The sequence below is a fragment of the Heliomarina sp. genome (genome assembly GCF_052826185.1).
On sequence record NZ_JBRBUI010000013.1, the window covers coordinates 48496 to 68781 of the forward strand.

At 57.3% G+C, this 20286-nt stretch carries 26 protein-coding genes; 12 read left to right on the forward strand and 14 right to left on the reverse strand.

Annotated features, from left to right (window positions below; translation table 11 throughout):
- Nucleotides 1–14 precede the first annotated feature (14 nt).
- Nucleotides 15–1064, forward strand: a complete 1050-nt coding sequence (locus ACU0FH_RS02615) for a flagellin N-terminal helical domain-containing protein (RefSeq protein WP_446193235.1) — start codon at nucleotides 15–17, stop codon at nucleotides 1062–1064.
- Here ACU0FH_RS02615 and ACU0FH_RS02620 read toward each other — a convergent pair whose 3' ends face one another.
- On the reverse strand, nucleotides 1065–1811 hold the full coding sequence (locus ACU0FH_RS02620) for a response regulator transcription factor (RefSeq protein ID WP_446193236.1): 747 nt from the start codon (nucleotides 1809–1811) through the stop codon (nucleotides 1065–1067).
- A gap of 195 nt (nucleotides 1812–2006) precedes the next feature.
- On the opposite strand from ACU0FH_RS02620, the gene ACU0FH_RS02625 reads away from it, so the two are divergent.
- From ACU0FH_RS02625 to ACU0FH_RS02655, 7 genes are all read left to right on the forward strand, one after another.
- Complete coding sequence (locus ACU0FH_RS02625) at nucleotides 2007–3125, forward strand: flagellar basal body P-ring protein FlgI (RefSeq protein ID WP_446193237.1); 1119 nt, start codon at nucleotides 2007–2009, stop codon at nucleotides 3123–3125.
- 26 nt (nucleotides 3126–3151) lie between these two features.
- Nucleotides 3152–3475 (forward strand): rod-binding protein, encoded by a 324-nt coding sequence (locus tag ACU0FH_RS02630; RefSeq protein WP_446193238.1) that lies wholly within the window; start codon nucleotides 3152–3154, stop codon nucleotides 3473–3475.
- On the forward strand, nucleotides 3472–3867 hold the full coding sequence (locus tag ACU0FH_RS02635) for a hypothetical protein (RefSeq protein ID WP_446193239.1): 396 nt from the start codon (nucleotides 3472–3474) through the stop codon (nucleotides 3865–3867). The genes ACU0FH_RS02630 and ACU0FH_RS02635 overlap by 4 nt, the downstream gene beginning before the upstream one ends.
- Before the next feature lie 102 nt (nucleotides 3868–3969).
- A complete protein-coding gene (locus tag ACU0FH_RS02640) occupies nucleotides 3970–4806 on the forward strand; it encodes a flagellin N-terminal helical domain-containing protein (RefSeq protein WP_446193240.1) in 837 nt (278 codons plus the stop codon).
- Between the two features lie 163 nt (nucleotides 4807–4969).
- Entirely contained in the window at nucleotides 4970–5368 is a 399-nt protein-coding gene (locus ACU0FH_RS02645) for a flagellar biosynthesis regulator FlaF (protein ID WP_238372810.1), read from the forward strand.
- A 3-nt stretch (nucleotides 5369–5371) separates the two neighbouring features.
- Nucleotides 5372–5815: a flagellar biosynthesis repressor FlbT gene (locus tag ACU0FH_RS02650; RefSeq protein WP_238372811.1), complete on the forward strand. Its 444-nt coding sequence runs from the start codon at nucleotides 5372–5374 to the stop codon at nucleotides 5813–5815.
- Nucleotides 5812–6636, forward strand: a complete 825-nt coding sequence (locus ACU0FH_RS02655) for a DUF1217 domain-containing protein (RefSeq protein WP_446193241.1) — start codon at nucleotides 5812–5814, stop codon at nucleotides 6634–6636. The genes ACU0FH_RS02650 and ACU0FH_RS02655 overlap by 4 nt, the downstream gene beginning before the upstream one ends.
- Nucleotides 6637–6672: 36 nt before the next feature.
- On the opposite strand, the gene ACU0FH_RS02660 is transcribed toward ACU0FH_RS02655, so the two are convergent.
- Genes ACU0FH_RS02660 through fliF form a run of 5 tightly spaced genes read right to left on the reverse strand, consistent with a single transcriptional unit; the run spans nucleotide 6673 to nucleotide 11355 of the window.
- Entirely contained in the window at nucleotides 6673–7728 is a 1056-nt protein-coding gene (locus ACU0FH_RS02660) for a flagellar motor switch protein FliG (RefSeq protein ID WP_238372813.1), read from the reverse strand.
- Between the two features lie 21 nt (nucleotides 7729–7749).
- The gene (gene fliP, locus ACU0FH_RS02665) at nucleotides 7750–8586 is read right to left on the reverse strand and encodes a flagellar type III secretion system pore protein FliP (RefSeq protein WP_446193242.1); all 837 of its coding nucleotides are present in this window, start codon (nucleotides 8584–8586) and stop codon (nucleotides 7750–7752) included.
- 7 nt (nucleotides 8587–8593) lie between these two features.
- Nucleotides 8594–8896 carry a flagellar motor switch protein FliN gene (fliN, locus tag ACU0FH_RS02670; protein ID WP_238372868.1) on the reverse strand — a complete coding sequence of 101 codons (303 nt, stop codon included), beginning with the start codon at nucleotides 8894–8896 and terminating at the stop codon, nucleotides 8594–8596.
- Nucleotides 8897–8949: 53 nt separating this feature from the next.
- Nucleotides 8950–9651, reverse strand: a complete 702-nt coding sequence (locus ACU0FH_RS02675; RefSeq protein ID WP_446193243.1) for a FliH/SctL family protein — start codon at nucleotides 9649–9651, stop codon at nucleotides 8950–8952.
- A 6-nt stretch (nucleotides 9652–9657) separates the two neighbouring features.
- Entirely contained in the window at nucleotides 9658–11355 is a 1698-nt protein-coding gene (fliF, locus tag ACU0FH_RS02680) for a flagellar basal-body MS-ring/collar protein FliF (RefSeq protein ID WP_446193244.1), read from the reverse strand.
- A gap of 153 nt (nucleotides 11356–11508) precedes the next feature.
- Between fliF and ACU0FH_RS02685 the strand changes: the two genes are divergently transcribed.
- The 4 genes from ACU0FH_RS02685 to ACU0FH_RS02700 are packed head-to-tail and all read left to right on the forward strand — an operon-like array spanning nucleotide 11509 to nucleotide 14026.
- The gene (locus ACU0FH_RS02685) at nucleotides 11509–12090 is read left to right on the forward strand and encodes a flagellar basal body-associated FliL family protein (protein WP_446193245.1); all 582 of its coding nucleotides are present in this window, start codon (nucleotides 11509–11511) and stop codon (nucleotides 12088–12090) included.
- 1 nt (nucleotide 12091) lies between these two features.
- Nucleotides 12092–13051 carry a FliM/FliN family flagellar motor switch protein gene (locus ACU0FH_RS02690; protein ID WP_446193246.1) on the forward strand — a complete coding sequence of 320 codons (960 nt, stop codon included), beginning with the start codon at nucleotides 12092–12094 and terminating at the stop codon, nucleotides 13049–13051.
- Nucleotides 13035–13397 (forward strand): flagellar motor switch protein, encoded by a 363-nt coding sequence (locus tag ACU0FH_RS02695; protein ID WP_446193247.1) that lies wholly within the window; start codon nucleotides 13035–13037, stop codon nucleotides 13395–13397. Before ACU0FH_RS02690 ends, ACU0FH_RS02695 begins: the two co-directional genes overlap by 17 nt.
- Entirely contained in the window at nucleotides 13394–14026 is a 633-nt protein-coding gene (locus ACU0FH_RS02700) for a MotE family protein (RefSeq protein ID WP_446193248.1), read from the forward strand. Before ACU0FH_RS02695 ends, ACU0FH_RS02700 begins: the two co-directional genes overlap by 4 nt.
- A 5-nt stretch (nucleotides 14027–14031) precedes the next feature.
- Here ACU0FH_RS02700 and ACU0FH_RS02705 read toward each other — a convergent pair whose 3' ends face one another.
- Genes ACU0FH_RS02705 through flgB form a run of 8 tightly spaced genes read right to left on the reverse strand, consistent with a single transcriptional unit; the run spans nucleotide 14032 to nucleotide 20242 of the window.
- The gene (locus ACU0FH_RS02705) at nucleotides 14032–15156 is read right to left on the reverse strand and encodes an EscU/YscU/HrcU family type III secretion system export apparatus switch protein (protein ID WP_446193249.1); all 1125 of its coding nucleotides are present in this window, start codon (nucleotides 15154–15156) and stop codon (nucleotides 14032–14034) included.
- 12 nt (nucleotides 15157–15168) lie between these two features.
- A complete protein-coding gene (locus tag ACU0FH_RS02710; protein WP_446193250.1) occupies nucleotides 15169–15924 on the reverse strand; it encodes a flagellar biosynthetic protein FliR in 756 nt (251 codons plus the stop codon).
- 3 nt (nucleotides 15925–15927) lie between these two features.
- Nucleotides 15928–17994 (reverse strand): flagellar biosynthesis protein FlhA, encoded by a 2067-nt coding sequence (gene flhA, locus ACU0FH_RS02715; RefSeq protein WP_446193251.1) that lies wholly within the window; start codon nucleotides 17992–17994, stop codon nucleotides 15928–15930.
- A gap of 26 nt (nucleotides 17995–18020) precedes the next feature.
- Nucleotides 18021–18803 carry a lytic transglycosylase domain-containing protein gene (locus tag ACU0FH_RS02720; RefSeq protein ID WP_446193252.1) on the reverse strand — a complete coding sequence of 261 codons (783 nt, stop codon included), beginning with the start codon at nucleotides 18801–18803 and terminating at the stop codon, nucleotides 18021–18023.
- Nucleotides 18800–19069 carry a flagellar biosynthetic protein FliQ gene (locus ACU0FH_RS02725; RefSeq protein ID WP_088634314.1) on the reverse strand — a complete coding sequence of 90 codons (270 nt, stop codon included), beginning with the start codon at nucleotides 19067–19069 and terminating at the stop codon, nucleotides 18800–18802. Before ACU0FH_RS02725 ends, ACU0FH_RS02720 begins: the two co-directional genes overlap by 4 nt.
- A gap of 18 nt (nucleotides 19070–19087) precedes the next feature.
- Complete coding sequence (locus tag ACU0FH_RS02730; RefSeq protein WP_088634315.1) at nucleotides 19088–19402, reverse strand: flagellar hook-basal body complex protein FliE; 315 nt, start codon at nucleotides 19400–19402, stop codon at nucleotides 19088–19090.
- A gap of 14 nt (nucleotides 19403–19416) precedes the next feature.
- Nucleotides 19417–19827, reverse strand: coding sequence for a flagellar basal body rod protein FlgC (gene flgC, locus ACU0FH_RS02735; protein ID WP_238372825.1), 411 nt, complete (start codon nucleotides 19825–19827; stop codon nucleotides 19417–19419).
- A 13-nt stretch (nucleotides 19828–19840) separates the two neighbouring features.
- Nucleotides 19841–20242, reverse strand: coding sequence for a flagellar basal body rod protein FlgB (gene flgB, locus ACU0FH_RS02740; protein ID WP_238372826.1), 402 nt, complete (start codon nucleotides 20240–20242; stop codon nucleotides 19841–19843).
- Nucleotides 20243–20286: the final 44 nt, after the last annotated feature.

A 20286-nucleotide genomic window follows, 5' to 3' on the forward strand; every position in this document is an offset into this window, starting at 1 on the left:
CGGGAAAACCGGCCATGACGACTTTCGTAAACAACGTATCGAACCTTCAGTCCTCGCTGGCGCGCCAACAGCAGGCGTTGCGGATCACCCGGGAACTTTCGAAAGCCGAAGAAGAAGCGACAACGGGGCTTCGCGCGGATGTGTTTCGCGACCTTGGCGCCCGCGCCGCAAGTTCGATTTCGGTGCGCAACCAGATCGACCGGACCAAATCCTTTGTGACATCGAACAAGCTGCTCGAAGGTCGGATGGACGTAACAGTCAATGCGATGACTGAAATGCGGACTGCCATTCGGGACGTGATGGCGATGGCTGTCGCCAACAAGGAAAGCCCCGTATCAACCGCGCCCGAAGTTCAGGCCGCAGCCCGGACAGCGCTCGAGCAGTTCATCGGGTTTGCAAACACCCAGTACCAAGGCAAGTCCCTGTTCGCCGGTGTCGATGATGACAAGATCGCGCTGAACAAGTGGGATCAGGACATTGACGGCATGGGCACCACGCCGGAATCCGTTCTGACCGCCATTACCGGCACTGGACCGGTCAATTCTGCCGATGCAACGGCGATGATCGCATCGCTCAACACGCTGTTCAGCTCCACCGACTACGAAAACGTGTTCTTTAACGGAACACCGGCGGCGACAGGCGAACGTGTGACTGCGCGGATTGAAGAAGGTGTAACGCTTGCCTACGGCGTACAAGCGAACGATCAGGCGTTTCGCGACGTGATCAAGGGGCTGACGATGCTTGCCTCGGTAGATATCTCGCAGATCAGCGATGATGACGCCTATACCGCTTACATGACAGAGGCCGTTTCGGCGATTTCATCCGGTACCAGCGGTGTACTCGAAGCAGAAGCGCGCCTTGGTTCACAGCAGCAGCGGCTGGAGAACACTGTCACCGGTCAGGAAGACCTGCTGAGCGTGCTGAATTCCCGCGTTCTTGCGCTTGAAGCTGTGGACCCCTACGAGGCCGCGACGCGGCTTCAGCTTCTCGAAACACAGCTTCAGTCGAGCTATGTCCTGACGTCACGTCTCGCCAATATGACGTTGCTTAACTACCTCGGGTAATCAGCTGAGCGCCGCCTGTATCGGCGTAACCCCGGCCGAATGACGGCGTTCAGACGTGGCGTCACGCTCGGCCGTGTCGAGTTTGTAGCCGCGCCCGTGGACCGTTTCGATATATGGATGACCCGAGAGCGCGGCCTGCCCGATTTTCTTGCGGATCTTGCAAATATAGACGTCGATTACCTTATCGAATGGCTGATCTTCCGCCATTCCATACACCGCGTCGTAAATGGCAGCTTTAGAGATGACGCGCCGCGAATTCAGCACCAGTTGCTGGAAGATCGCATGTTCGCGGCGCGAAAGCTTTACCCGCTGCCCACTGACCTCCGGATCCCGCCCGTCAAAGAACGCGGTGACCTCGCCTACCGTCACGCTGTCCGCGGAATGGCCGTGGATGCGGCGCAACACCGCGTTAATACGCGACCGGATTTCGGGCGCGCGAACCGGCATGACAAGAACATCATCGGCACCCGCATCGAGAGCGCTGACCGCCTCTTGCGCATCGCGCGTGTCCCGCAGGACAATGATCGGCTGCGCGCAACCAGCGCGCCGCAGTTTTCGCAGTTGCTCGATAACATCGGGGCCCGAGACCAGAAGGATCGCATGATTTTCATGCCCGGCCCGGTTCAACAGACGAAGGTCACCCCTGAAGAACGCGGGGCCGATCTCGATCGCCTTGATCCGATCAGCGTGTAGCTCGTCCAGCAACTTCTGCCGCCGGTCCTGGCTATGGTAGAGATAGACGTTCATCGCGTCCCCTGTCCGAAATCTCCGCACACTATTCGCGGCAACATTTACTAGGATAAAGTATTACTCGAAGTATAGTCAACAAAAACTATGAATATCCTTTACAGAGCGCCAATCTATTCTTGCAATCCTTACGTTTAATAGTACTTTAATGCTTGAAATCTTCACCCTGCCCTTCTGGGCGACATGGGAAAAGCCATGCGTTACGCTATTCTTTCTGCGCTCAAGTTCCTGCCGATCGCTATTGTGACCGCTCTGAATATCGGCTCCGCACACGCCGATGTCCGCATCAAGGACATCGCGAGCTTCGAGGGCGTGCGAGAGAACCAGCTTGTCGGATACGGGCTGGTGGTCGGGTTGAACGGCACCGGGGACACGCTACGCAACAGTCCTTTCACCGAAAAGAGCATTGAAGGCATGCTGGAACGCCTCGGTGTCGGCAACCTGAGCGAGGATAAGATCAAGACGGAAAACACCGCCGCCGTCATGGTGACGGCGATGCTTCCGCCGTTTGCGCGGCGTGGATCGACCATCGATGTCGTGGTTTCGTCGCTGGGGGATGCTGACAGCCTGCGCGGCGGTACTCTGGTCGTGACCCCGCTTACTGGCGCGGATGGCGAAGTCTATGCCGTCGCGCAGGGCCCGATTGCCGTTGCCGGTTTCGCGGCGCAGGGCATCAACGCATCAGTTGTTGAAGGTGTCCCGACCGTCGCCCGTATCGAGAACGGTGCCACCGTCGAGGCCGAGATCGATTTTCGCCTCAACGATATGGACTCGCTCAGGATCGCTCTGCGTACACCGGATTTCACCACAGCCGTCCGGGTCGCCGATGCCATCAACGATCAGCTCGGACAGCGCAAGGCAGCCGCACTGGACCCGACCACAATCGAAATAGCGCTGAACAACAAGGAAGACGTGCCGCAGCTCATGGCAGGGATCGAGAACCTGACGGTCGAACCGGACAGCGCGGCGAAGGTGGTTATTGATGCCCGCTCCGGGACAATCGTTATCGGATCAAACGTTCGGATAGACGAAGTTGCCGTTTCCCAGGGCGGACTGACCGTCGTCGTACGCGAAGATCCTGTGATCAGCCAACCAGAACCCTTCTCGGTCAGCGGTGCCACTATTGTCGTGCCGCAAACCTCGGTTGCCGTGAATGAAAAGGAAGCAAAATTCACCATTCTCGAAGGGGATGTCAGCCTGCAGCGGCTTGTAGATGGACTTAACGCCATTGGCATCGGTGCAAGCGAGACCATATCTATATTGCAGGCGATCAAGGCCGCCGGTGCACTGCACGCTGACCTTGAAATCATCTGATCAGACCGGACCGGGGGGCACGGGCAATGGAAATCAGTTCGAAAATGGCGGCAGAAACGCCTTCCGCAACCTACAAGATCGGGCACTCCGGCGAAACGCCTGAACAGCGGGCCGCGCGGGAGTTCGAATCCGTTTTCCTGACCAATGCAGTCGAAGAAATGCTGAAGAGCGTTGATATCGGCGAGTTCGGCGGCGGTCACGCAGAAGAGACATGGCGCGGGTTCCTCGCCCGGGCCTATGCGGACCAAATCGCCGGACAGGGTCTTACAGGAATTTCACAGCAGGTCGTGGGAACGATCCAGGCCTATCAATCCGGTCTTTCTGCCGGCCTTTCCGAGGATGAAAAATGAGCGCAGCCCATCAGATCATTGAGCGTCTGTCCCGCCTGCTTCACGACGAGATTTCCGCCATCGCTATCGGCGAGCTGGAAGTCGTCCGGAAACTCTACAGCGAAAAATACGCGCTGCTGAACGAACTCGAAGAAGCTTCGGGACAGATCGAAGCACACCTGAAAAAGGACGGAAAGCAATCTGCGAAGCTGCGCGAAGACCTTACAAATCTTTACGCTCTGATCCGGAAAGACCAGCTTTTGCTGGAGCGGATGGCGGATGCGACCGGTCGCGCGGCGCAGGAAATAGCCAAGATCCGGGATCGGTACGGGCTTGGCGGATTGTATGAATCATCGGGTACTCTACGCAAGGAGGATGTGGCGCGACCGCAACACATAGATCAGTCGATCTAATTTTTAACCCTGCTTTAACTTCTGCTCCAATTTTCCCTTTCACGGGCATGTCCCGTTTTCGTCAGAAAGACGATCTCGAGAAAATTCTTACAGGAACAGAAGATGTCCTCTATTCTCACGAACAACTCGGCAATGACCGCGTTGCAAACTCTGCAATCCATCAACAAGAACCTTGAATCCACTCAGAGCCGTATCTCTTCGGGTCTGCAGATCTCTTCGGGCAAGGACAACGCTGCTTACTTCTCGATCTCCGAGACGATGAAGGGCGACTCGTCCATGTACAAAGCGATTGATGAAGGCCTGACGCTTCAGAAAAACTCTGTCGCAACCGCTCGCCTTGGCGCGGAAACGGTTCAGGAAGTGGCAAGCTTGTTCGCAGAACGTGTTGCCTTTGCACAGGGCGGCACTGCAGAAGTACGTGCAGACATCCAGAACGAACTGGATGAACTGGTTGCACGTATCAACACGTCGATCTCGCAGGCGACCTTCAACGGCACCAGCCTTGTCGAAGGAACCGCGACCGTGACGGTTGTGACCGGTATCAGCCGCAGCGCGGCAGGTTCGATCTCGACCACCACGATCACTTTCATGCAGCAGGACCTTGGCGCTATCGCCTCGACGCTGGGCGCGATCGACCTGACCACCGCATCGACCACGGCACTTATGCAGACCGCGCTGCAAGAGGCAGAGACCCAGCTTGACGCTGCTATCGTTTCAGCAACCGCGCTCGGCATCGCCGAAAAGTCGATCGAAACCCAGAAAGAATTCCTGGGTGCACTGACCGATACGCTGGATAGTGGCGTCGGTTCGATGGTCGACGCTGACATGGAGCAGGAAGCGGCACGTCTGCAGTCTCTCCAGGTTCAGCAGCAGCTGGCCACGCAATCGCTCTCGATTGCGAACCAGGCGCCACAGAATATCCTGAGCCTGTTCCGTTAACAGATTAGGATCACTGGCTTACGCTTTGGCGTAACATAAGACCGGACGGGCCCGTATGCGGGCCCTTCCACAAGTTGGGGCACGATTCATAACGCACTTCCGTACACGGAAGGCACATACAACGACCAGTCCGTACAGAAAGTGCGGCAAGGAAAGGCAGAATATGAGCATTAATGCTTATCGGCGCACGCTCCGAGAAGTTGAGACGCCGCGTCAAATCGAACGTCGCTTGTTATCCACGGTTACGGGACGAATGGAACAGATGGCAGACAAATTCGACAACGCCGAAAGTTCCTATGAAAGATTAGTGATACTGGCGACCGGGTTACGCGCCGCATTGGCAGAAAACCAGCGGCTCTGGAGCGCCATGAAATACGATCTCACAGACGAGGGGAACAATCTTCCGCATGAGCTTCGCGCCAGACTTTTGTCGCTGGCGATCTGGGTCGAAAAGACCACCTCAAATATTCTTGGCGGCACCGCCGGCGTCCGCGCCCTGACCACCGTCAACAACAATATCATCGAGGCGCTGACAGTTCAGCAATTGAGAGAGAGCGCGTGACACATGGCACTTAAACTCACCCTCAAACCCTACGAAAGAATAATCGTTAACGGCTGCCCGATGCGCAATTCGGGCCGCCGCCATACCATCATAATCGAGGAAAAGGCCGATGTGGTCCGCGGCAAGGATTTGTTGGACACGTCATCGGCGGTAACCTCGGTCAGCAAGGTCTACTATCTGGTTCAGACAGCGCTCACCCGGGCGGACCTGCGCGAAAAGCTGATCCCGACCATCCAGAAAAGCCTTGCCGAGTTGGCGACAGTCTTTGGTCCGTCGCGTGTCCACCACATTTTCGAGGCCGCGAACTATGTGAGCTGTTCTGACTATTACAAGGCGCTGCGTGAATTGCGTCCAGTGCTGGATTACGAACGCATGCTGATGAACGATATCGCCGCGCCAACCCGTGTTGAAGCGGAAGAGCCGGACGTGGAGAAGATTCGGGCATGATTCCGATCAGCGCATCATCGAGTCTGTTGGGTCTGAAAATCGCGGACGCGACCAAGGATACGCAGATAGAAACGATCAAGAACACGGCTCAACACGGCCGTGCCATTGAGACATTTCTTGAACGGATCGGTGATGTGGAAACTGTCGACCAGCTTGTCGATGACTATGAACTCTACACCTTCGTCATGAAAGCCTTTGATTTAGAGGACCAAATCTTTGGCAAGGCGATGATCAAGTCGATCCTGAAAAGCGACATCGACGATGACGAGTCACTGATCAACAAGCTGACCGACAGCCGTTTCAAGGACCTCTACGAAGTTATGGGTTTTGGCAACGGCGGTACCACGAACATCAATACTTTGCTGCCGACCTGGCAGAACGAAATGGTCGAGCGGTACACCAACACCATCTTTGTGAACAATCAGGCCGACCAAAACGAAACGGTCGCTACCGCGCTTGAGTTTCGATCCAAAGCCGCCGATGTCCAGAATCCCTTCGATATCCTGAAAGACAAGGAAATGGCGTCTTTCATGCGGACGGCACTTGGTTTTCCGGCTGCGATGGCGCAGGTCGATATCGACCGGCAGGCCAAGTTCATCGAAGAAGCCTACGACCTGTCCAAGCTGCAAGACCCGGAAGAAGTCGAAAAGCTGATCAAGCGTTTCACGATCATTTCGGATGCCAAGGACGGGTCCAACGTCGCCAACAATCCAATTGTCCAGATGATGAGCGGTGCGACATCGATCGGGTCGGGACGCTTTGTGCCGATCACGCTCAACATCAGCACAATCGATTTTGCTTCGCTGAAAGCCTATCGCTGATTCCGCGCCTCTGCCCGGTCTCAGCTAAACCCCTGATCAGTCGATAAAATCATCCTCTTCATCATCTGATGGCAAGGAGATCACATCCTCTTCGGCCAGTTCCTTGGCGTAATCGACCATGGCGGATTGCGCCTCGCGGACGTGACGGCCACGTACCGGTCCCATGTTTTCCATCTCGTCGACCAGCATGTCGCGCGACCGGCCCGGCAGAACATCTAGGAAATAGTTGCGCACCTCTTCGCTGGCGCCGCGCAGGGCCAGAGGCAGCGTCGTTCCGGGAACGCCACGCATCACGCGGGCAAGGGACATACCGTCCAGCTTGATGAGGTCGTCGAAGGTGAACATCTTCTGCTTGATGTTGCCAAAGGCTTCGGGAACGCGCTTTTCCAACTCGGGCGCGATTGCATCGAACGTATCCCGGTCGAACTTGTTGAGCAGTTCCGCCATATGCTGCTGCATGTCCTGACCGTTGGATTCCAGCGCGGACCCCATGAGATCCGTTTTCAGCGTTTCTTCGATTTCCTTCATCAGATCCTGGGGTACAGCGTCCATGCGGATCATCCGTTCGACAACGTCCTGCATTTTCTCGGTTCCCATAAGCGGAAGGACCTTGGCGGCGACGTCGACTTTCACATTCGTCAGAATCGCAGCAACCGTCTGGACGTGTTCGCCCTTGAGATAGCTCGCGATGACGTTTTCGTTGATCGTGCTGAAACGGTCCCAGAGATCGCGGACCTTTAACGGACCAGAGATATCCTTGAGAATGCCGTCCACCTGTTCGCCCGGCAGGAAGTTCCGCAGAAGACGTTCGGCAACCGAGAAAGATCCTACAATGGCCCCGCCATTCGCGGCGCTTTCGACGAATTCCGACAGCACCTTTTCGACCTGAGGCGAGTCGATAACACCCAGACGAGACATGGCGCGAGTGATTTTCTGAATCTCCATTTCATCGAGCTGCTGCATAAGCTCGGAACCCCGACGTTCGCCGAGGCAGAGAAAGAGAATGGCCGCTTTTTCAGGGCCTTTCAGACGTTTGCGACGCGGTTGCTCTGCTACTTCTGCATTCGCGCGCTTCATTGCTGCTACTGCCATCGTGCCATCTCCATTTTAAATCTAATTCCCCGCCATCGGCAGGTAACCTTCCATCAGGCTGCCGGCGAGCATGTACCAACCGTCGATCAGAACGAAAAAAATCACTTTGAACGGCAAGGATACCAGCACGGGTGGCAGCATCATCATGCCTGCGCTCATCAGGATCGACGCGACGATCAGGTCGATTGCGATGAAGGGAAGATAGATCAGGAAACCGATCGAAAATGCCCGGCGCAACTCCGAGATCATGAAGCCGGGCACCAGCGTGCGCCAGCTTGCCGCCTCGGCACTGGTGGCCGTTTCCGCCGCTTCTTCGGCGCCTTCGCTGCGGGCCGCGATATTTTCGAAAAGCGCGATATCCTTTTCACGCGTGTTTGCATACATGAACCGTTTGAACGGTTCCCCGATGCGCGCCAGCGCCTGTTCCTCGGTGATCGCGTTGTCGATCAGGGGCTGCACGCCGCCGTCCCAAGCGTCCTCAAATACCGGCTGCATGACGAAGAAGGTCATGAACAAAGCCATCGACGACAGTACCATGTTCGGCGGCGTCTGGTTCAATCCGAGAGCCGAGCGGAGCATCGAAAACACGATAACGAAACGGGTAAAGCTGGTCATCACGACAAGAAGACCGGGCGCAATCGACAGCACCGTCATCAGCGCGATCAATTGAATGATGCGTCCCGAAAGGCTGGCCTGTTCGTCGGAACCGGCGGGTGCGTCGCTTATCGCGTCGGAAATCGAAGACAAGAGCCCCCCTGCCCCGTCCTGCGCAAAACCCGGGGAAGCCATAGCCATAAGGGCAGCTACAACAAGGACAGGAACGCCCCATTGCAGGGCCGCAGGCAAGGGGCGATTCATCTCCGCGTCATTCTCCGGGGATGTAGTCTTTGACGATCTCGGTCAGCGAAACACCGAGCCGGTCGTCCTGAAGCTTTACAAGATCGCCGCGCGCCACGAGGCGGTCGTTGATCATGACTTCGACCGGATCGCCGATCTTCTTGTCGAGTTCGATGATCGATCCACGTGTCAGCTTGAGCAGTTGCGAAATCGGCATCCGGCTGCGGCCCAGAACGATCTGCACCTGCAAGCCGACATTGAGCATCGCATCGATGTTACGACCCTCAGAAGGTGGTGCCTCCCCGCTTTCAGGGATGTCGCCGCCGAGGATGCCGGGGTTTGCCGTGGCCACGGTTTCCTGCTCTGTGGTTTCTGTTTCGTCACTCACGCGAGTTTCTCCTCATCGGGGCCGTGGCCCTTGCTGTCATCTGCCGGAGTTTTCTGTTCGCCTTCGGGCAAGAGCGCCGCGGCCCTGAGCGCCGTCAGAATGCGCTCGCAGATCAATCCAAAACTGTATTGCATGAACCCGTTGTCCCACTCGACCCGGGCGTCGCCGAGTTCGAGTTGCGGATCGGGCGAGATTTCAACGCGACCGTTATGGCCAAGTTGACGTGCGCTTTCCTCGAGCTTTTCGGCCATCTCCTCACAGGCGACGGGCGAGAGGTAGATCCGCAGGGCAGATGTCCCAAGAGCTACGGCCAGTGCGGCGCGCACTTCGGTTTCCGCGCGAACGCGGGCGCGCGTGTCCATAACTTCGGGGACGATCTTTTCGAATACCGCCAACACAAAGGACAACACCTGCTTTTCAAGCGCCGAAACGTGTTCATCTGCTGTCCGGAACATGGAATCGATGCCCGATGCGACCTCTTCGAGCGCCTTTACCTTGCGCAGCCTGTCCGTCTCAGCTGCCTCGGCGGCCGCTTCCTGCCTGCCGATTCCCCTGCCCGCATCGAAACCTTCCTTCCGGGCGCGCTCCACGGCTTCATTCAGATCTTCGGGCGTGTAGCAGGCGCGCTGCTTACGAAGAACCTCAAGATGTTCAAGTTCGATTTCCTGATCAAAGTCGCGTTCGAAAATTTTGTTCATGACCTATCAGTCCTCTGCCAGCCACGATTTCACGACCCGAAGGGATTCCTCGGGATGTTGTTCGAGCGTCTGGCCGACCGTATCGATCCAGCCGCGGTTGACGCCGCCGGCTACCGATGCCAGCCGCACAAGCTCAGGCGCTTCGCCAGTCGGGGGCAGAACCGTGCCGGTATGCGCTACACCCGGCGCCGCGACTTGCGTCACGTTTCCTGCAGGCGCAGTCTGGTTCGCGACGGCGACTTCGGTTTTCGTTCCTACGCGTTCTGAATCATTGCCGATGGCGGGTGCCGGCCCTGCGAGGGCAAGTCCCCCTGCCCCACCGGATTCCTGCATCTGGCGCATCAGCGGACGCACACCCAGAATGAGGATCAGGCTGACCAGACCAAGCGCGAGCATGCCGCGCAGGATCGAGGTGAAGTTTTCCGACAGAAGTTGGGCAACCGACAGGTTCGACGGGTCACCAACATCCATGGAATAGTCCATGAAACGAAGGCTATCGACCGAAACGATATCGCCCCGCGCTTCCTCGAACCCGACCGCCGATTTCACGAGTTCCTCAAGTCTGGCGAGTTCTTCCGGCGTGCGCTGCTCATACGCGACCTCACCGTCCGAAGCGACATTATAGATCCCGTTGACCAGCACGGCGACCGAGATGCGCTTGACCTCACCGGGTTCGCGAACGGTTTCGCTCTCGGTATTGCCGATTTCATAGTTCACGATCTCACGCGTGCGTTCGCTGGAGTTGGTTTCGCCACCGCCCTGGACATCATCGGCCAGTTCCGCCGGGATATTCCCGTTGACGCCGACTTCACCCTCGGCAATGTCACGATCTTCGCGGGTCTCTTCCTGGGTCTCGGTCGAGCGAACAACCTGCTGCGCGGGATCAAAGCTTCTTTGGCGGACGACCTCGCGCTCCGACGTCAGATCGACGCTGACCTGAACACGCGCATTCCCGGCACCGACACGAGCCGACAGCATGGCCGCGATGTTGCGCGCCATGCGCTCCTCTATGCCTGTACGAACAGACTGAAGGGTGATGTCGCTAGTGCTGTCCCCCTCTTCTGCAAGAATGGTTTCGCCGCTGGCGGAAAGTACAGTGACCCTGCCCGAGGACAGGTCGGGAACGGCCGCCGCGACAAGCGCCCGGATGGCATGCCCCTGACGGCGGCTGATGTTGCTGCTTGCCGCGCCACGCACAATGACCGAGGCGCTCGGCTCGGGGCGCTCACGCGAGAAAGCCTCACGCTCAGGCATGACGAGATGCACGCGCGCGGCTGCAACGCCATCGATTGTCTGAATGGACCGGGCCAGCTCGCCCTCTAGCGCTCGAAGCCGGTTCACGCGCTGCAGGAAAGAGTTCATGCCCAACCCGCTCTGATCATCGAAGAGTTCCCAGCCCGGTGTGCCATCACCGGGCAGGCCCTGCTCCGCAAGCGCCATCCTTGCGCGAGGCAGAGATTCGCGCGGCACGCTGACCGTCGATCCGGCATCATCGAGACGCACATCGAAACCGGCCTGCTCAAGCGTGTCGACCACGCCGTTTGCAGCCGAGGGGCTAAGCCCGCCGTAGAGCTCGACAAAATCTGGCGCCATTACAAGCCGCATCCCGACGAACAGCGCGACCAGAAGGGCCAGACCGGTGCCGCCCAGGATTGCCAGACGCGCCCCGCCCAGAGACTTCAGGTTATCCAGAATTGGTTTCAAGCGGCGCGCCTCGGCTATTGGACTCGAAGAATATAAGAAGATTTAACCGAAACTATCCTTGAAGATCAAGTAAAGATGTTAATATTATACTTGCACAATTACTGAGAAAACGCGATATTATTCTTAATTACACATGGTCTCGACAGGCTCAAAATGGCAGCGGAAACAGACTCGCACCCTTCGGACAGTATAAGTCTGGGCAAAAAGCTTGGGATTTACCTGCTGTTGCTGGTGCTTGGCTGTGTCGGCGCCATTGGCGGCCTCATGCTGTCGCCCGGGCGGGACGATGTAATTGCAGGCATTTTGGGTACGGAGCCAGAGGTCGAAGCCGAGGAAGATCACGGCGAGGTCGAAACGGCGGAAACGGCGCATGGAACGGACGATGGCCATGGGTCTCCGTCTGACGCAGAACCGGCGATGACTGTTTCGCCGTTCCGGGAAATCATCGTGAACATCAATGCAACAACAGCAACCGGGCGTACCACAAGCCGTTTCATGAAGCTGAACATCGCAATGGTGTATGATCCAAAGATTGCCGGGTCGGAACGCGTGGAACAACGGCGTTTATTCTTGCGGGACTCCTTTCAGGATTATCTTCGCCAGTTGAACGAGCGTGACCTGCGCGGGTCCATAGGACTGATCACCATCAAACAGGAATTGCTGCACCGTGCCCGCACCATCACCGAAAGCGATTCACCGCAGGAAATGCTCGTTTCGGATCTGATTGTTCAATAACATGGCTCAGACACAGACATCCCCACAGATCGATACGTCCTCGTCCGAAAGGGTCGAGGAACTGATCATCCGCTCAGCAAGCACGAGCCACCAGAGGCTCCCGGTGCTCGAAGTCCTGTTCGACCGCTTTGCACTGGCACTTGGTCCGGTAATGAAAAGCTATTGTTCGGGAACCGGCGCAGAAGCATCCCTTGAAAGCTTCGAATACATGTCCTGCGGCGCGGCATTGGAAAGCCTGCCAACCGACGAATTGCCTCTCGTCGTTTCGGTGCTTCCATGGGGCGCGCCAATCGGCGTGGTCATCGACCCAAAGCTTCTTTTCACCACGCTCGAAATCAACCTCGGCGGCCGCATGGTCAGCCAGAGCAACTGGACCCCGCGCGCCTATTCAGCAATTGAAAAACGTCTCGGAATCCGGCTTTGCGAAACCGTGCTTTACGAATTAACCGCCGCGTTCAGCCAGGTCAGTGAGATCGATTTCGAAATTGAACGCGCCGAAACCAGCCCGCATACGATGGTGCTTGCGCAGCCGGCAGCGGCCTGCATCAAGCTGGTCATGAACATCGTTTTTGAAGATGATCGCGGCGGCAAACTGACATTCGTACTGCCACATTCCTCATTCGAAGAAATCCGCCATATCCTTGCGCAACCCTTTCGTGGCGGTCAGCTTGGCGGTGACAGTTCATGGCGGGAACTTATTACGGAAACATTGTCGGGTACGGATGTAACCGTCGATGCCGTGCTGCACGAACCGGAAATTCAACTGAATGACATCCTTGGCTGGAAACCGGGCCAGATTGTCGATCTTGGCATCCAGTCAGATCAGGAAGTGACCGTAAGCTGCGCAGAGCTGAAAATGTTCAATGCTGCGGTCGGACATAGAAGAAACGGCGCTGTCGCGCTGCGTGTCACGCGGGACTTTAGTGAAAAGGAAGAACCTACAGATGTCGCTTTTGATTGATATTCTCATCCTCGCTCTTCTGGCTGGCGTTCTGGGCTATGCCTATCTGGTCGATCGTCGGGTTCGAAACCTCGTTGCCGTTTTGCGCGATCTTGAACCCGTCGTAGGTCAGTTTTCAGCCGCCGTGGATAAATCGGAAGATTCTGTTGCGGCCATGAAATCGGTAACCGAGTCCCTGCAGGAACAGAAAGCCGCCGCAGCGGCTGTGCCGCGCCAGACGGACAGCCCGTCGTTCCATTCGATCCGTCCCACGGCTCAGAAGAAACCGGCTGGCGTTGCGTCTGTTACCGGCAAAGCGGACATGGTTCGCAGCTTCTTTGACACCGTCCGGAGCCGCGAAGCATGAGAGGCCCCCGTCCAATCACGCTGATGCTAGGTGCGCTGGCAGTTGCCGGCCTGGCCAAGACCGGCAGCTCGATCATGAACCTCGACAGTGAGCCGGGCGATGTCATCCAGAGCGCCTTTATCTCTGCTGCGTTTGCGGCCGATTCAGAAGAGACGGCGACGGCACCGCAAAGCTGCTCGCCCGAACCGCGCCCGATCTGCGAAACGCCCGAAATGATGTTGCAGGCGATGAGCGACGAACGCGACCTTTTGGACAGCCAGAAAGAACGTCTGGCCGAGCGCAAGGCCGAAATCGAAATTGCCGAAGAGAAGCTGGCGATAGATCAGGCGAACCTGCTTGATCTGAAAGCTGAACTTGAAGAGATGTTCGACCGCATCCAGAAGGCACAAACCGATGACGTCGACCGGTTGGTCGCGCTTTACGCCGCGATGAAACCGAAAGAAGCCGCCGCGATCATGGACGATCTCGATATCGAGGTTTCCGTCATGGTGCTTGCCACGATGCCCGAACGGGATGCGGCGCCGATCCTTGCGAAACTGAACCGCACCCGCGCACGCGCCATTTCGCGGATCATTCTTGAACGCTCCAAACTGCCCGGCGACCAGCGTCTGCACGACCTGAAGCTTTAAAAGTTTCAGTCGTCGCGTAGCGATGAACCCTCGGGCAGTCTCGTTTCGATATTTGCCCGCATGTCCAGAATGTAGCGGATAATTCCGGCCACCGCCTGCCAGTGCTCGACCGGGATCACCTCGTCGACCTGGGCAACGGAATAGAGCGCTCGGGCCAAGGGGCGGTTCTCGACAACGGGCACTTCCGCCTCATGTGCAAGACGCCGGATCTGTGCGGCCATCAACTCTACCCCTTTTGCCGTACAGACCGGCGCGGAATCTGCGCCCGGTTCGTATTTCAGTACCACAGCGTAGTGGGTCGGGTTGGTCAAGACGACGGTCGCCTCTGATACCGCGGCAGCAACGCGTCGGCGCGAATTCTGGCGGCGGATCTGGTTGCGCTTGCCCTTGATCATCGGATCGCCTTCCTGATCCTTATGCTCATCGCGCACTTCCTTGACGCTCATCCTCTGACGGATAAGCCAGCGCACACGCTTAACGATGACATCGATCAGGGCGATGACCACTGCGAAAACCGCAACGATCAAAAGCAATCGCTGGACAAAGCCCTGAACGTAACCAAGCAGGAATTCAGGCAGAAAGTTCTCGGTCTGCCAGATCTCGGTGATCGAGACGTAGGTCAGCCAGACGGCCAGCGTTCCGACCACCAGAACCTTGGCGACACTTTTGAGGAACTCGACCAATGCACCGCCGGAAAAAATCCGCGTGAACCCTTTTGCCGGAGACAGTTTGGAAAATTTTGGCCGGATGCGCTCGACCGCAAAGACCGTTTCACCCTGAATGGCCACGCCGACAATGGCAGCAATGACAAACACCCCCAGAACTGGTGCCAGAACAAGGCTGATACGTCCGGCAAAAGCGGTCACGGACGAACCGATGTCCCGCACACCGCCGACACCTTCGCCAATGCGCGCTGTTCCAGAGATTTCAAGCATCTGCTTTAGGATGCCTGCAAGCTGCGGACCGATAGCCGGCAGAATAAAAACTGTCAGCGCAAGCAGTGACACGACGGTCATCATCATGCCCACTTCCTGAGAAGACGGTACGTCTCCCTGCTCGCGCGCCTTCTTGAGCTTTTGCGGGGTCGCTTCCTGACTTTTGGAGCTCTTGTCTTCCTGTTCCTCTGCCATGCCCGCCTCCCGTCAGAATGCCAGAAGGCCGAGCCAGTCGGCAAAGAAGCCAAGCCATGAGCGCAGCATCATCGGAGACGACATGACCAGCACGAAGAGGCCACAGACAATCAGCAAAGGCGCGGCGACGAAAAACACCGGCAGGGTTGGCATCATGCGGTTTGTAAGCCCAAGGCCGACGTTTAGAACCAGCCCCATGACGTAAAACGGTGCCGCGATCATGGTGCCGATATAAAAGCTCTTGCTCGCGGCCAGAACCACCTGTTCGGCCATATCCCCGATGATGGCGCCGCCCGGTGGAAAGACATCATAACTCATGAGCATTGCTTCGATGATGGCGTGGTGCAGGTCTGTCACGAAAATGAGGGTGACACCGGTCAGCATGATAACCGTGGCAAGTAGAGTCGAGCCCTGAAACGACCCGACATTCGGAGCGAAGGCGTTGGACAGGCCCGACACGATGCCTACTTGATAGCCCGCAAGCTGCAACGCTGTCAGAACAATACGTCCCGTGACGCCGATCCAGATGCCGATCAAAACCTCGATCAACAGAAGGGGCAACAGTTCCAGCGGCGATCCTATCGACAGCGAGCCAACTGGCGTCGCTGGGTACAGTGCCAATGTCAGAACCAACGCAAAGACGAGACGGTGACGCATGGGCACCAGCTGTTCGCCGAGGGCCGGCATGTAAACGATGATCGAACCCAGCCGGGCGAACACCAGCGCAAACCCCATGATCTGCGAGGTCCACAGGGCGGTCAGATCCATGGCTTAGCTGCCGATCGTCGCAACGGTGCGCATATGCGCCTTTCGATGCACTTCGTTATGCGAGATGACCTGGGTGTTGGGGCTTACCCGCTCGAGCATGGAACGCACGAAACTCCGCGCCTCGGGTGCCACCATCAAGGCAGGCCATTCGTCCCTTGCCGCGCATTTCTGGATCTGCTGACGTGCCGCGAGCACGAATTCCTGAACCCGTTGCGGCGACATCAGGAAGTTACGCTCATCACCCGATATGCGAACGGCTTCGGCGAATTCCTTTTCCCAAGACCCGCTGAGCGTGAAGACCGGGATAAAACCGCTTTCGTCGGTCAGGGCGCGGCAGATCTGATTGGCCAGACGTTTGCGTACGTGTTCGGTGATGGTGACGACGTTATTGGTGGAATGTCCGACCTCTGCCATGGCTTCGGCAATCAAGGGCAGATTTCGGATCGAAACCCGCTCGGACAACAGCGTCTGCAACACCTGCTGCAGGGTGATCACCGGCGTTTTTCCGGAAACTTCATTGATCAATTTCTGATACTCGCGATCAAGACCGTTCACCAGTTCCTGCGTCGCCGAATAGGTCAGCAGTTCGGGCATGTGCTCCTTGATGACCTCTGTCAGGTGAGTCGTAATCACACTCTCCGGATCGACGACAGTATAGCCCTGCTTTTCGGCTTCGGCCGCGTTGGCATGATCGATCCAGACCGCATCCAGTCCGAACGTCGGATCCTTGACCTTTTCTCCGGGAATCTGGATCGGCGCTTCGGCGGGATTGATGACCATCATGAGCGTCGGCCTCACCTCGCCCCGGGCCACTTCAACACCTTGAATCGACACCGTGTAGACCATCGCCGGAAGGTTCGCGTCGTCCTTGATACGAACAGATGGCAGGATGAAACCGTATTCTCGGCTGAAAAGTCCGCGCAAACTACGGATTTTGCCGGGCAGAACTGCATCGGACCCGACGGTCAATGGTACCAGCGAATTGCCGAGTTCGAGCCTAAGATCATCAAGCTTCATATTGGCACGCATATCTTCTTCAGGATTCGTTGCGCCTGCCCGCTCACTCGCAGCCTGCGCGCGCCGTTCCTCTTCTTTCTCGCGGATAACACGCCGATGCATGGCATACCCGAGCGAAACCATTACGATGGCGAGAATGAAAAAGATCGGCATCGGAAAGCCCGGTAACAGTCCGATTGCCATTAAAAGACCGGCGGCCATGAAGAGGGCCTTGGGAAACTTGGAAAGCTGACCTAACACCGCTTCGTTCGCGGCACCTTCGGTACCGCCCTTGGTCACGATCAGGCCCGCTGCCATGGACACGATCAGCGCGGGCACCTGCGATACCAGACCGTCGCCGATGGTAAGCGTGGTGTAGGAATTTGCTGCGGCCGACAGTGACAGGCCGTGCTGTGTCACCCCGACGAGGATACCGCCGATGACGTTTACAAGCGTGATGATGATCCCGGCAACCGCGTCGCCACGGACGAATTTCGACGCACCATCCATCGCGCCGAAAAATCCCATCTCGTCTTCAAGCTCTTTGCGACGCGCCCTTGCAGTCGCCTCGTCGATCAGGCCCGATCCAAGGTCGGCATCGATTGCCATCTGTTTGCCCGGCAAGGCATCGAGCGAGAAACGGGCCGCGACCTCAGCGATACGGGTCGAACCTTTTGTAATCACGACGAAATTGATCACGACGAGGATCGCAAAGATCACGATGCCGATGATAAAGTTCCCGGCGACAATAAAGCGCGAAAACCCTTCGATCACACCGCCGGCAGCCCCTGCCCCGGTGTGACCTTCGGAGAGAATGAGCCGGGTTGAAGCCACGTTGAGCGAAAGGCGCAAAAGGGTGACCACCAGCAGCAGCGTTGGGAAGGAGTTGAATTCAAGCGGTTTCGGTATCCAGAGCGCGACCATGAGGATCAGAACCGACACCGAAAGTGAAATCGCCAGTCCGAGGTCCAGTATCACTGCCGGCAGCGGCACAAAGAGCACAGCAAGAACAAGGGTCACGCCAATAGCAAAACCCACGTCGCGCCCGGCAAAGCCGCGCGCGAAACTGGTCATGAATCCACCCTGTTCCATCGCTGCCATCAATCCGGCCCTTGTAGAAACTGCGGCAACAATGGCTGCATATCATGCTGCGAATAGATGCTGCGTGCGCCGTTTTTGCCTTGCTGGCTGCGGCTCAACCCCGATGACCAGACCATGCCTGTTTGCGGTTCCGGCCTTTCCAACTGTTGTTCGCCGCGAGGACGGGCCTGACCGGCCAGAACGCGAAACTCTTCAAGCCGGCCATTGGCCACCATTACGTTCTGGCGCAACGAGGACAGATAGACCTCGCGACGCTCAGGCGTGAAGGAATGGTAAGAGCCCGCCGCGATCTCCCAGTCGCCCGTCTTGCGGTAGAGGGATTTCAGGAATCGCGCCGCATAGTCGACATTCACCGCCGGATCGAAGCCCTCGAGCGCATGGCTGAATGCCTCGGGGTGCCAGTGCAAATTGACCTGAAGACAACCGACATCGATGGACTGAACGCCTTCGGCGCGACGCTGTTGCACCCAGTCGTTGGCTGCCTCGCGGCTGGCAAAAATCCGGCCTTCACCTTCTGCGTTCACCGACCATGGCCATACTGTCAGGCTGCCTTCGCGCCTGATCCCGGCTTCCTGCAACCCGATCCCCAGCAATATGTTGCTGGGGATTCCATAGCGAAGCTGAGCCTTAAGGATTTCGCGCACACAGACCGCATCGTCATCAATGGCCATGCCTGCATAGCCCGCCCGTTCACTCGGCGTGTAGAACCCCTGCCAGCCTGTTGCCGCAACGGGGACCGCCAGCATCAGCAGGATCAATATGATTGCAGCCGCCCGGATCATACCGTCCCCGAAACCATCATATCAAAAATTCTGTCGGACAGGCGCTGGAGCACGGCAAAAGCCAGCGGCGTTGCGACCAGCAGTCCCAGAAAGATCGCGACAATCTTTGGCACGAAGGTCAGCGTCATTTCCTGGATTTGCGTAAGAGCCTGAAAAAAGGCGATGACCAACCCGACCGCAAGCGCAAGCGCCATGATTGGCCCCGAAGCATAAAGCACTGTCAGAAACGTCTGTGATAAAATCGTATAGGTGTCAGCTTCGTTCATTGCCCAGGATCCTCCGGATCAGATCGGCATCCGTAGAACTTCCTGATAGGCTGCGACCAGCTTGTCGCGCATCGAAACCGCGATTTTTACCGTCGATTCCATCGCGATTGTCGCCTCGACCACCTGCTGGGTGCTTGCCTCGCCAGCCAGACCGGAACGGACGACCATGTCGGATTCGCGCACCGTCTGGGCCGCGTCCCCGGCGGCCTTTTCAACCATTTGCGTAAAGCTTGTCGCCTCGGTGGCGTCCGACTTTTCCGCAACCATCGATTTCGACGCGCCATAGGCGCCCCGAACCGAGGCGCTGGATATGACTGAAATACCTTCGGCCATTTTCTTTCCCTAAATTACTTCAATAAATCAATCATTTGGCTACGCATACGGCGCCCGGCCTCGAACAGGTTCATGTTGGCTTCGTAGCTGCGGGAAGCCTCACGCATGTTGGCCATCTCAAGAATTGGGCTGACATTTGAAACCTTGACGTAACCATCCTCATTTGCCGCCGGATGAGACGGGTCGTGCCGCAACGTGAAGGGCCTTTCGTCGCGCCCAACGTCAGCCACGCGAACCGAAGTCATGCCCGTCTCTCTGTCGATGAACTCCTCGAAGGAGATCGTCTTGCGGCGATAAGGATCGGCCTCGGGCGTATTACCGGTGGAATCCGCATTTGCCACGTTCTCCGCCACGATCTGAAGTCGCGCGCTCTGTACATGCATGCCGCTGGCAGCAATTCTTGCTATCGTCTGAAGCGGATCCATTCCCTACCCCTGCTTACCGCATACCCGTCACGGAGAGGGTGAGCATCTCATACCCTTTCCGATACAGGGTTGCCGCCAACCGATAGCTTTCAGCCACTTCGGTTGCCTTGATTGTCTGCTGTTCCAGCACAACGCTGTTGCCATCCGGGCTGTTCGACCACGCTTCGGGGTCTTCCTCGACCCGAACCCCATCCACACCGGTTCCCGTACCAGCAATATGTCCGGGCGCCGTCACCGTCACCTGCCCGGCGGAAACCGTCTTGCTGAGTACATCCTCAAAGGAATTCACCTCACGCGCCTTGAAGCCCGGCGTGTCAGCATTGGCAACGTTCTCGGCCAGAACTTTCTGCCGCGCGCCAAGCCATTCCATCCGCTGCGATGCAAGGCCAAAATATGAAATAGATTCCAGCTTCAAGGGCTCTTTCCTTTTGGTCGCCTAAGAAGTACCATGTATTAAAT

What these genes read in the sequence shown, in the direction of transcription:
- ACU0FH_RS02730 (WP_088634315.1), bottom strand. Translation starts at nt 19,402, where the DNA reads ATGGCCGAAGGTATTTCAGTCATATCCAGCGCCTCGGTTCGGGGCGCC.
- ACU0FH_RS02620 (WP_446193236.1), bottom strand. Translation starts at nt 1,811, where the DNA reads ATGAACGTCTATCTCTACCATAGCCAGGACCGGCGGCAGAAGTTGCTG.
- ACU0FH_RS02650 (WP_238372811.1), top strand. Translation starts at nt 5,372, where the DNA reads ATGGCACTTAAACTCACCCTCAAACCCTACGAAAGAATAATCGTTAAC.
- ACU0FH_RS02660 (WP_238372813.1), bottom strand. Translation starts at nt 7,728, where the DNA reads ATGGCAGTAGCAGCAATGAAGCGCGCGAATGCAGAAGTAGCAGAGCAA.
- ACU0FH_RS02640 (WP_446193240.1), top strand. Translation starts at nt 3,970, where the DNA reads ATGTCCTCTATTCTCACGAACAACTCGGCAATGACCGCGTTGCAAACT.
- ACU0FH_RS02655 (WP_446193241.1), top strand. Translation starts at nt 5,812, where the DNA reads ATGATTCCGATCAGCGCATCATCGAGTCTGTTGGGTCTGAAAATCGCG.
- ACU0FH_RS02720 (WP_446193252.1), bottom strand. Translation starts at nt 18,803, where the DNA reads ATGATCCGGGCGGCTGCAATCATATTGATCCTGCTGATGCTGGCGGTC.
- ACU0FH_RS02625 (WP_446193237.1), top strand. Translation starts at nt 2,007, where the DNA reads ATGCGTTACGCTATTCTTTCTGCGCTCAAGTTCCTGCCGATCGCTATT.
- flhA (WP_446193251.1), bottom strand. Translation starts at nt 17,994, where the DNA reads ATGACCAGTTTCGCGCGCGGCTTTGCCGGGCGCGACGTGGGTTTTGCT.
- flgC (WP_238372825.1), bottom strand. Translation starts at nt 19,827, where the DNA reads ATGGATCCGCTTCAGACGATAGCAAGAATTGCTGCCAGCGGCATGCAT.
- fliP (WP_446193242.1), bottom strand. Translation starts at nt 8,586, where the DNA reads ATGAATCGCCCCTTGCCTGCGGCCCTGCAATGGGGCGTTCCTGTCCTT.
- ACU0FH_RS02710 (WP_446193250.1), bottom strand. Translation starts at nt 15,924, where the DNA reads ATGGATCTGACCGCCCTGTGGACCTCGCAGATCATGGGGTTTGCGCTG.
- ACU0FH_RS02690 (WP_446193246.1), top strand. Translation starts at nt 12,092, where the DNA reads ATGGCTCAGACACAGACATCCCCACAGATCGATACGTCCTCGTCCGAA.
- ACU0FH_RS02635 (WP_446193239.1), top strand. Translation starts at nt 3,472, where the DNA reads ATGAGCGCAGCCCATCAGATCATTGAGCGTCTGTCCCGCCTGCTTCAC.
- ACU0FH_RS02685 (WP_446193245.1), top strand. Translation starts at nt 11,509, where the DNA reads ATGGCAGCGGAAACAGACTCGCACCCTTCGGACAGTATAAGTCTGGGC.
- ACU0FH_RS02705 (WP_446193249.1), bottom strand. Translation starts at nt 15,156, where the DNA reads ATGGCAGAGGAACAGGAAGACAAGAGCTCCAAAAGTCAGGAAGCGACC.
- ACU0FH_RS02645 (WP_238372810.1), top strand. Translation starts at nt 4,970, where the DNA reads ATGAGCATTAATGCTTATCGGCGCACGCTCCGAGAAGTTGAGACGCCG.
- ACU0FH_RS02675 (WP_446193243.1), bottom strand. Translation starts at nt 9,651, where the DNA reads ATGAACAAAATTTTCGAACGCGACTTTGATCAGGAAATCGAACTTGAA.
- ACU0FH_RS02695 (WP_446193247.1), top strand. Translation starts at nt 13,035, where the DNA reads ATGTCGCTTTTGATTGATATTCTCATCCTCGCTCTTCTGGCTGGCGTT.
- ACU0FH_RS02630 (WP_446193238.1), top strand. Translation starts at nt 3,152, where the DNA reads ATGGAAATCAGTTCGAAAATGGCGGCAGAAACGCCTTCCGCAACCTAC.
- ACU0FH_RS02725 (WP_088634314.1), bottom strand. Translation starts at nt 19,069, where the DNA reads ATGAACGAAGCTGACACCTATACGATTTTATCACAGACGTTTCTGACA.
- ACU0FH_RS02615 (WP_446193235.1), top strand. Translation starts at nt 15, where the DNA reads ATGACGACTTTCGTAAACAACGTATCGAACCTTCAGTCCTCGCTGGCG.
- ACU0FH_RS02700 (WP_446193248.1), top strand. Translation starts at nt 13,394, where the DNA reads ATGAGAGGCCCCCGTCCAATCACGCTGATGCTAGGTGCGCTGGCAGTT.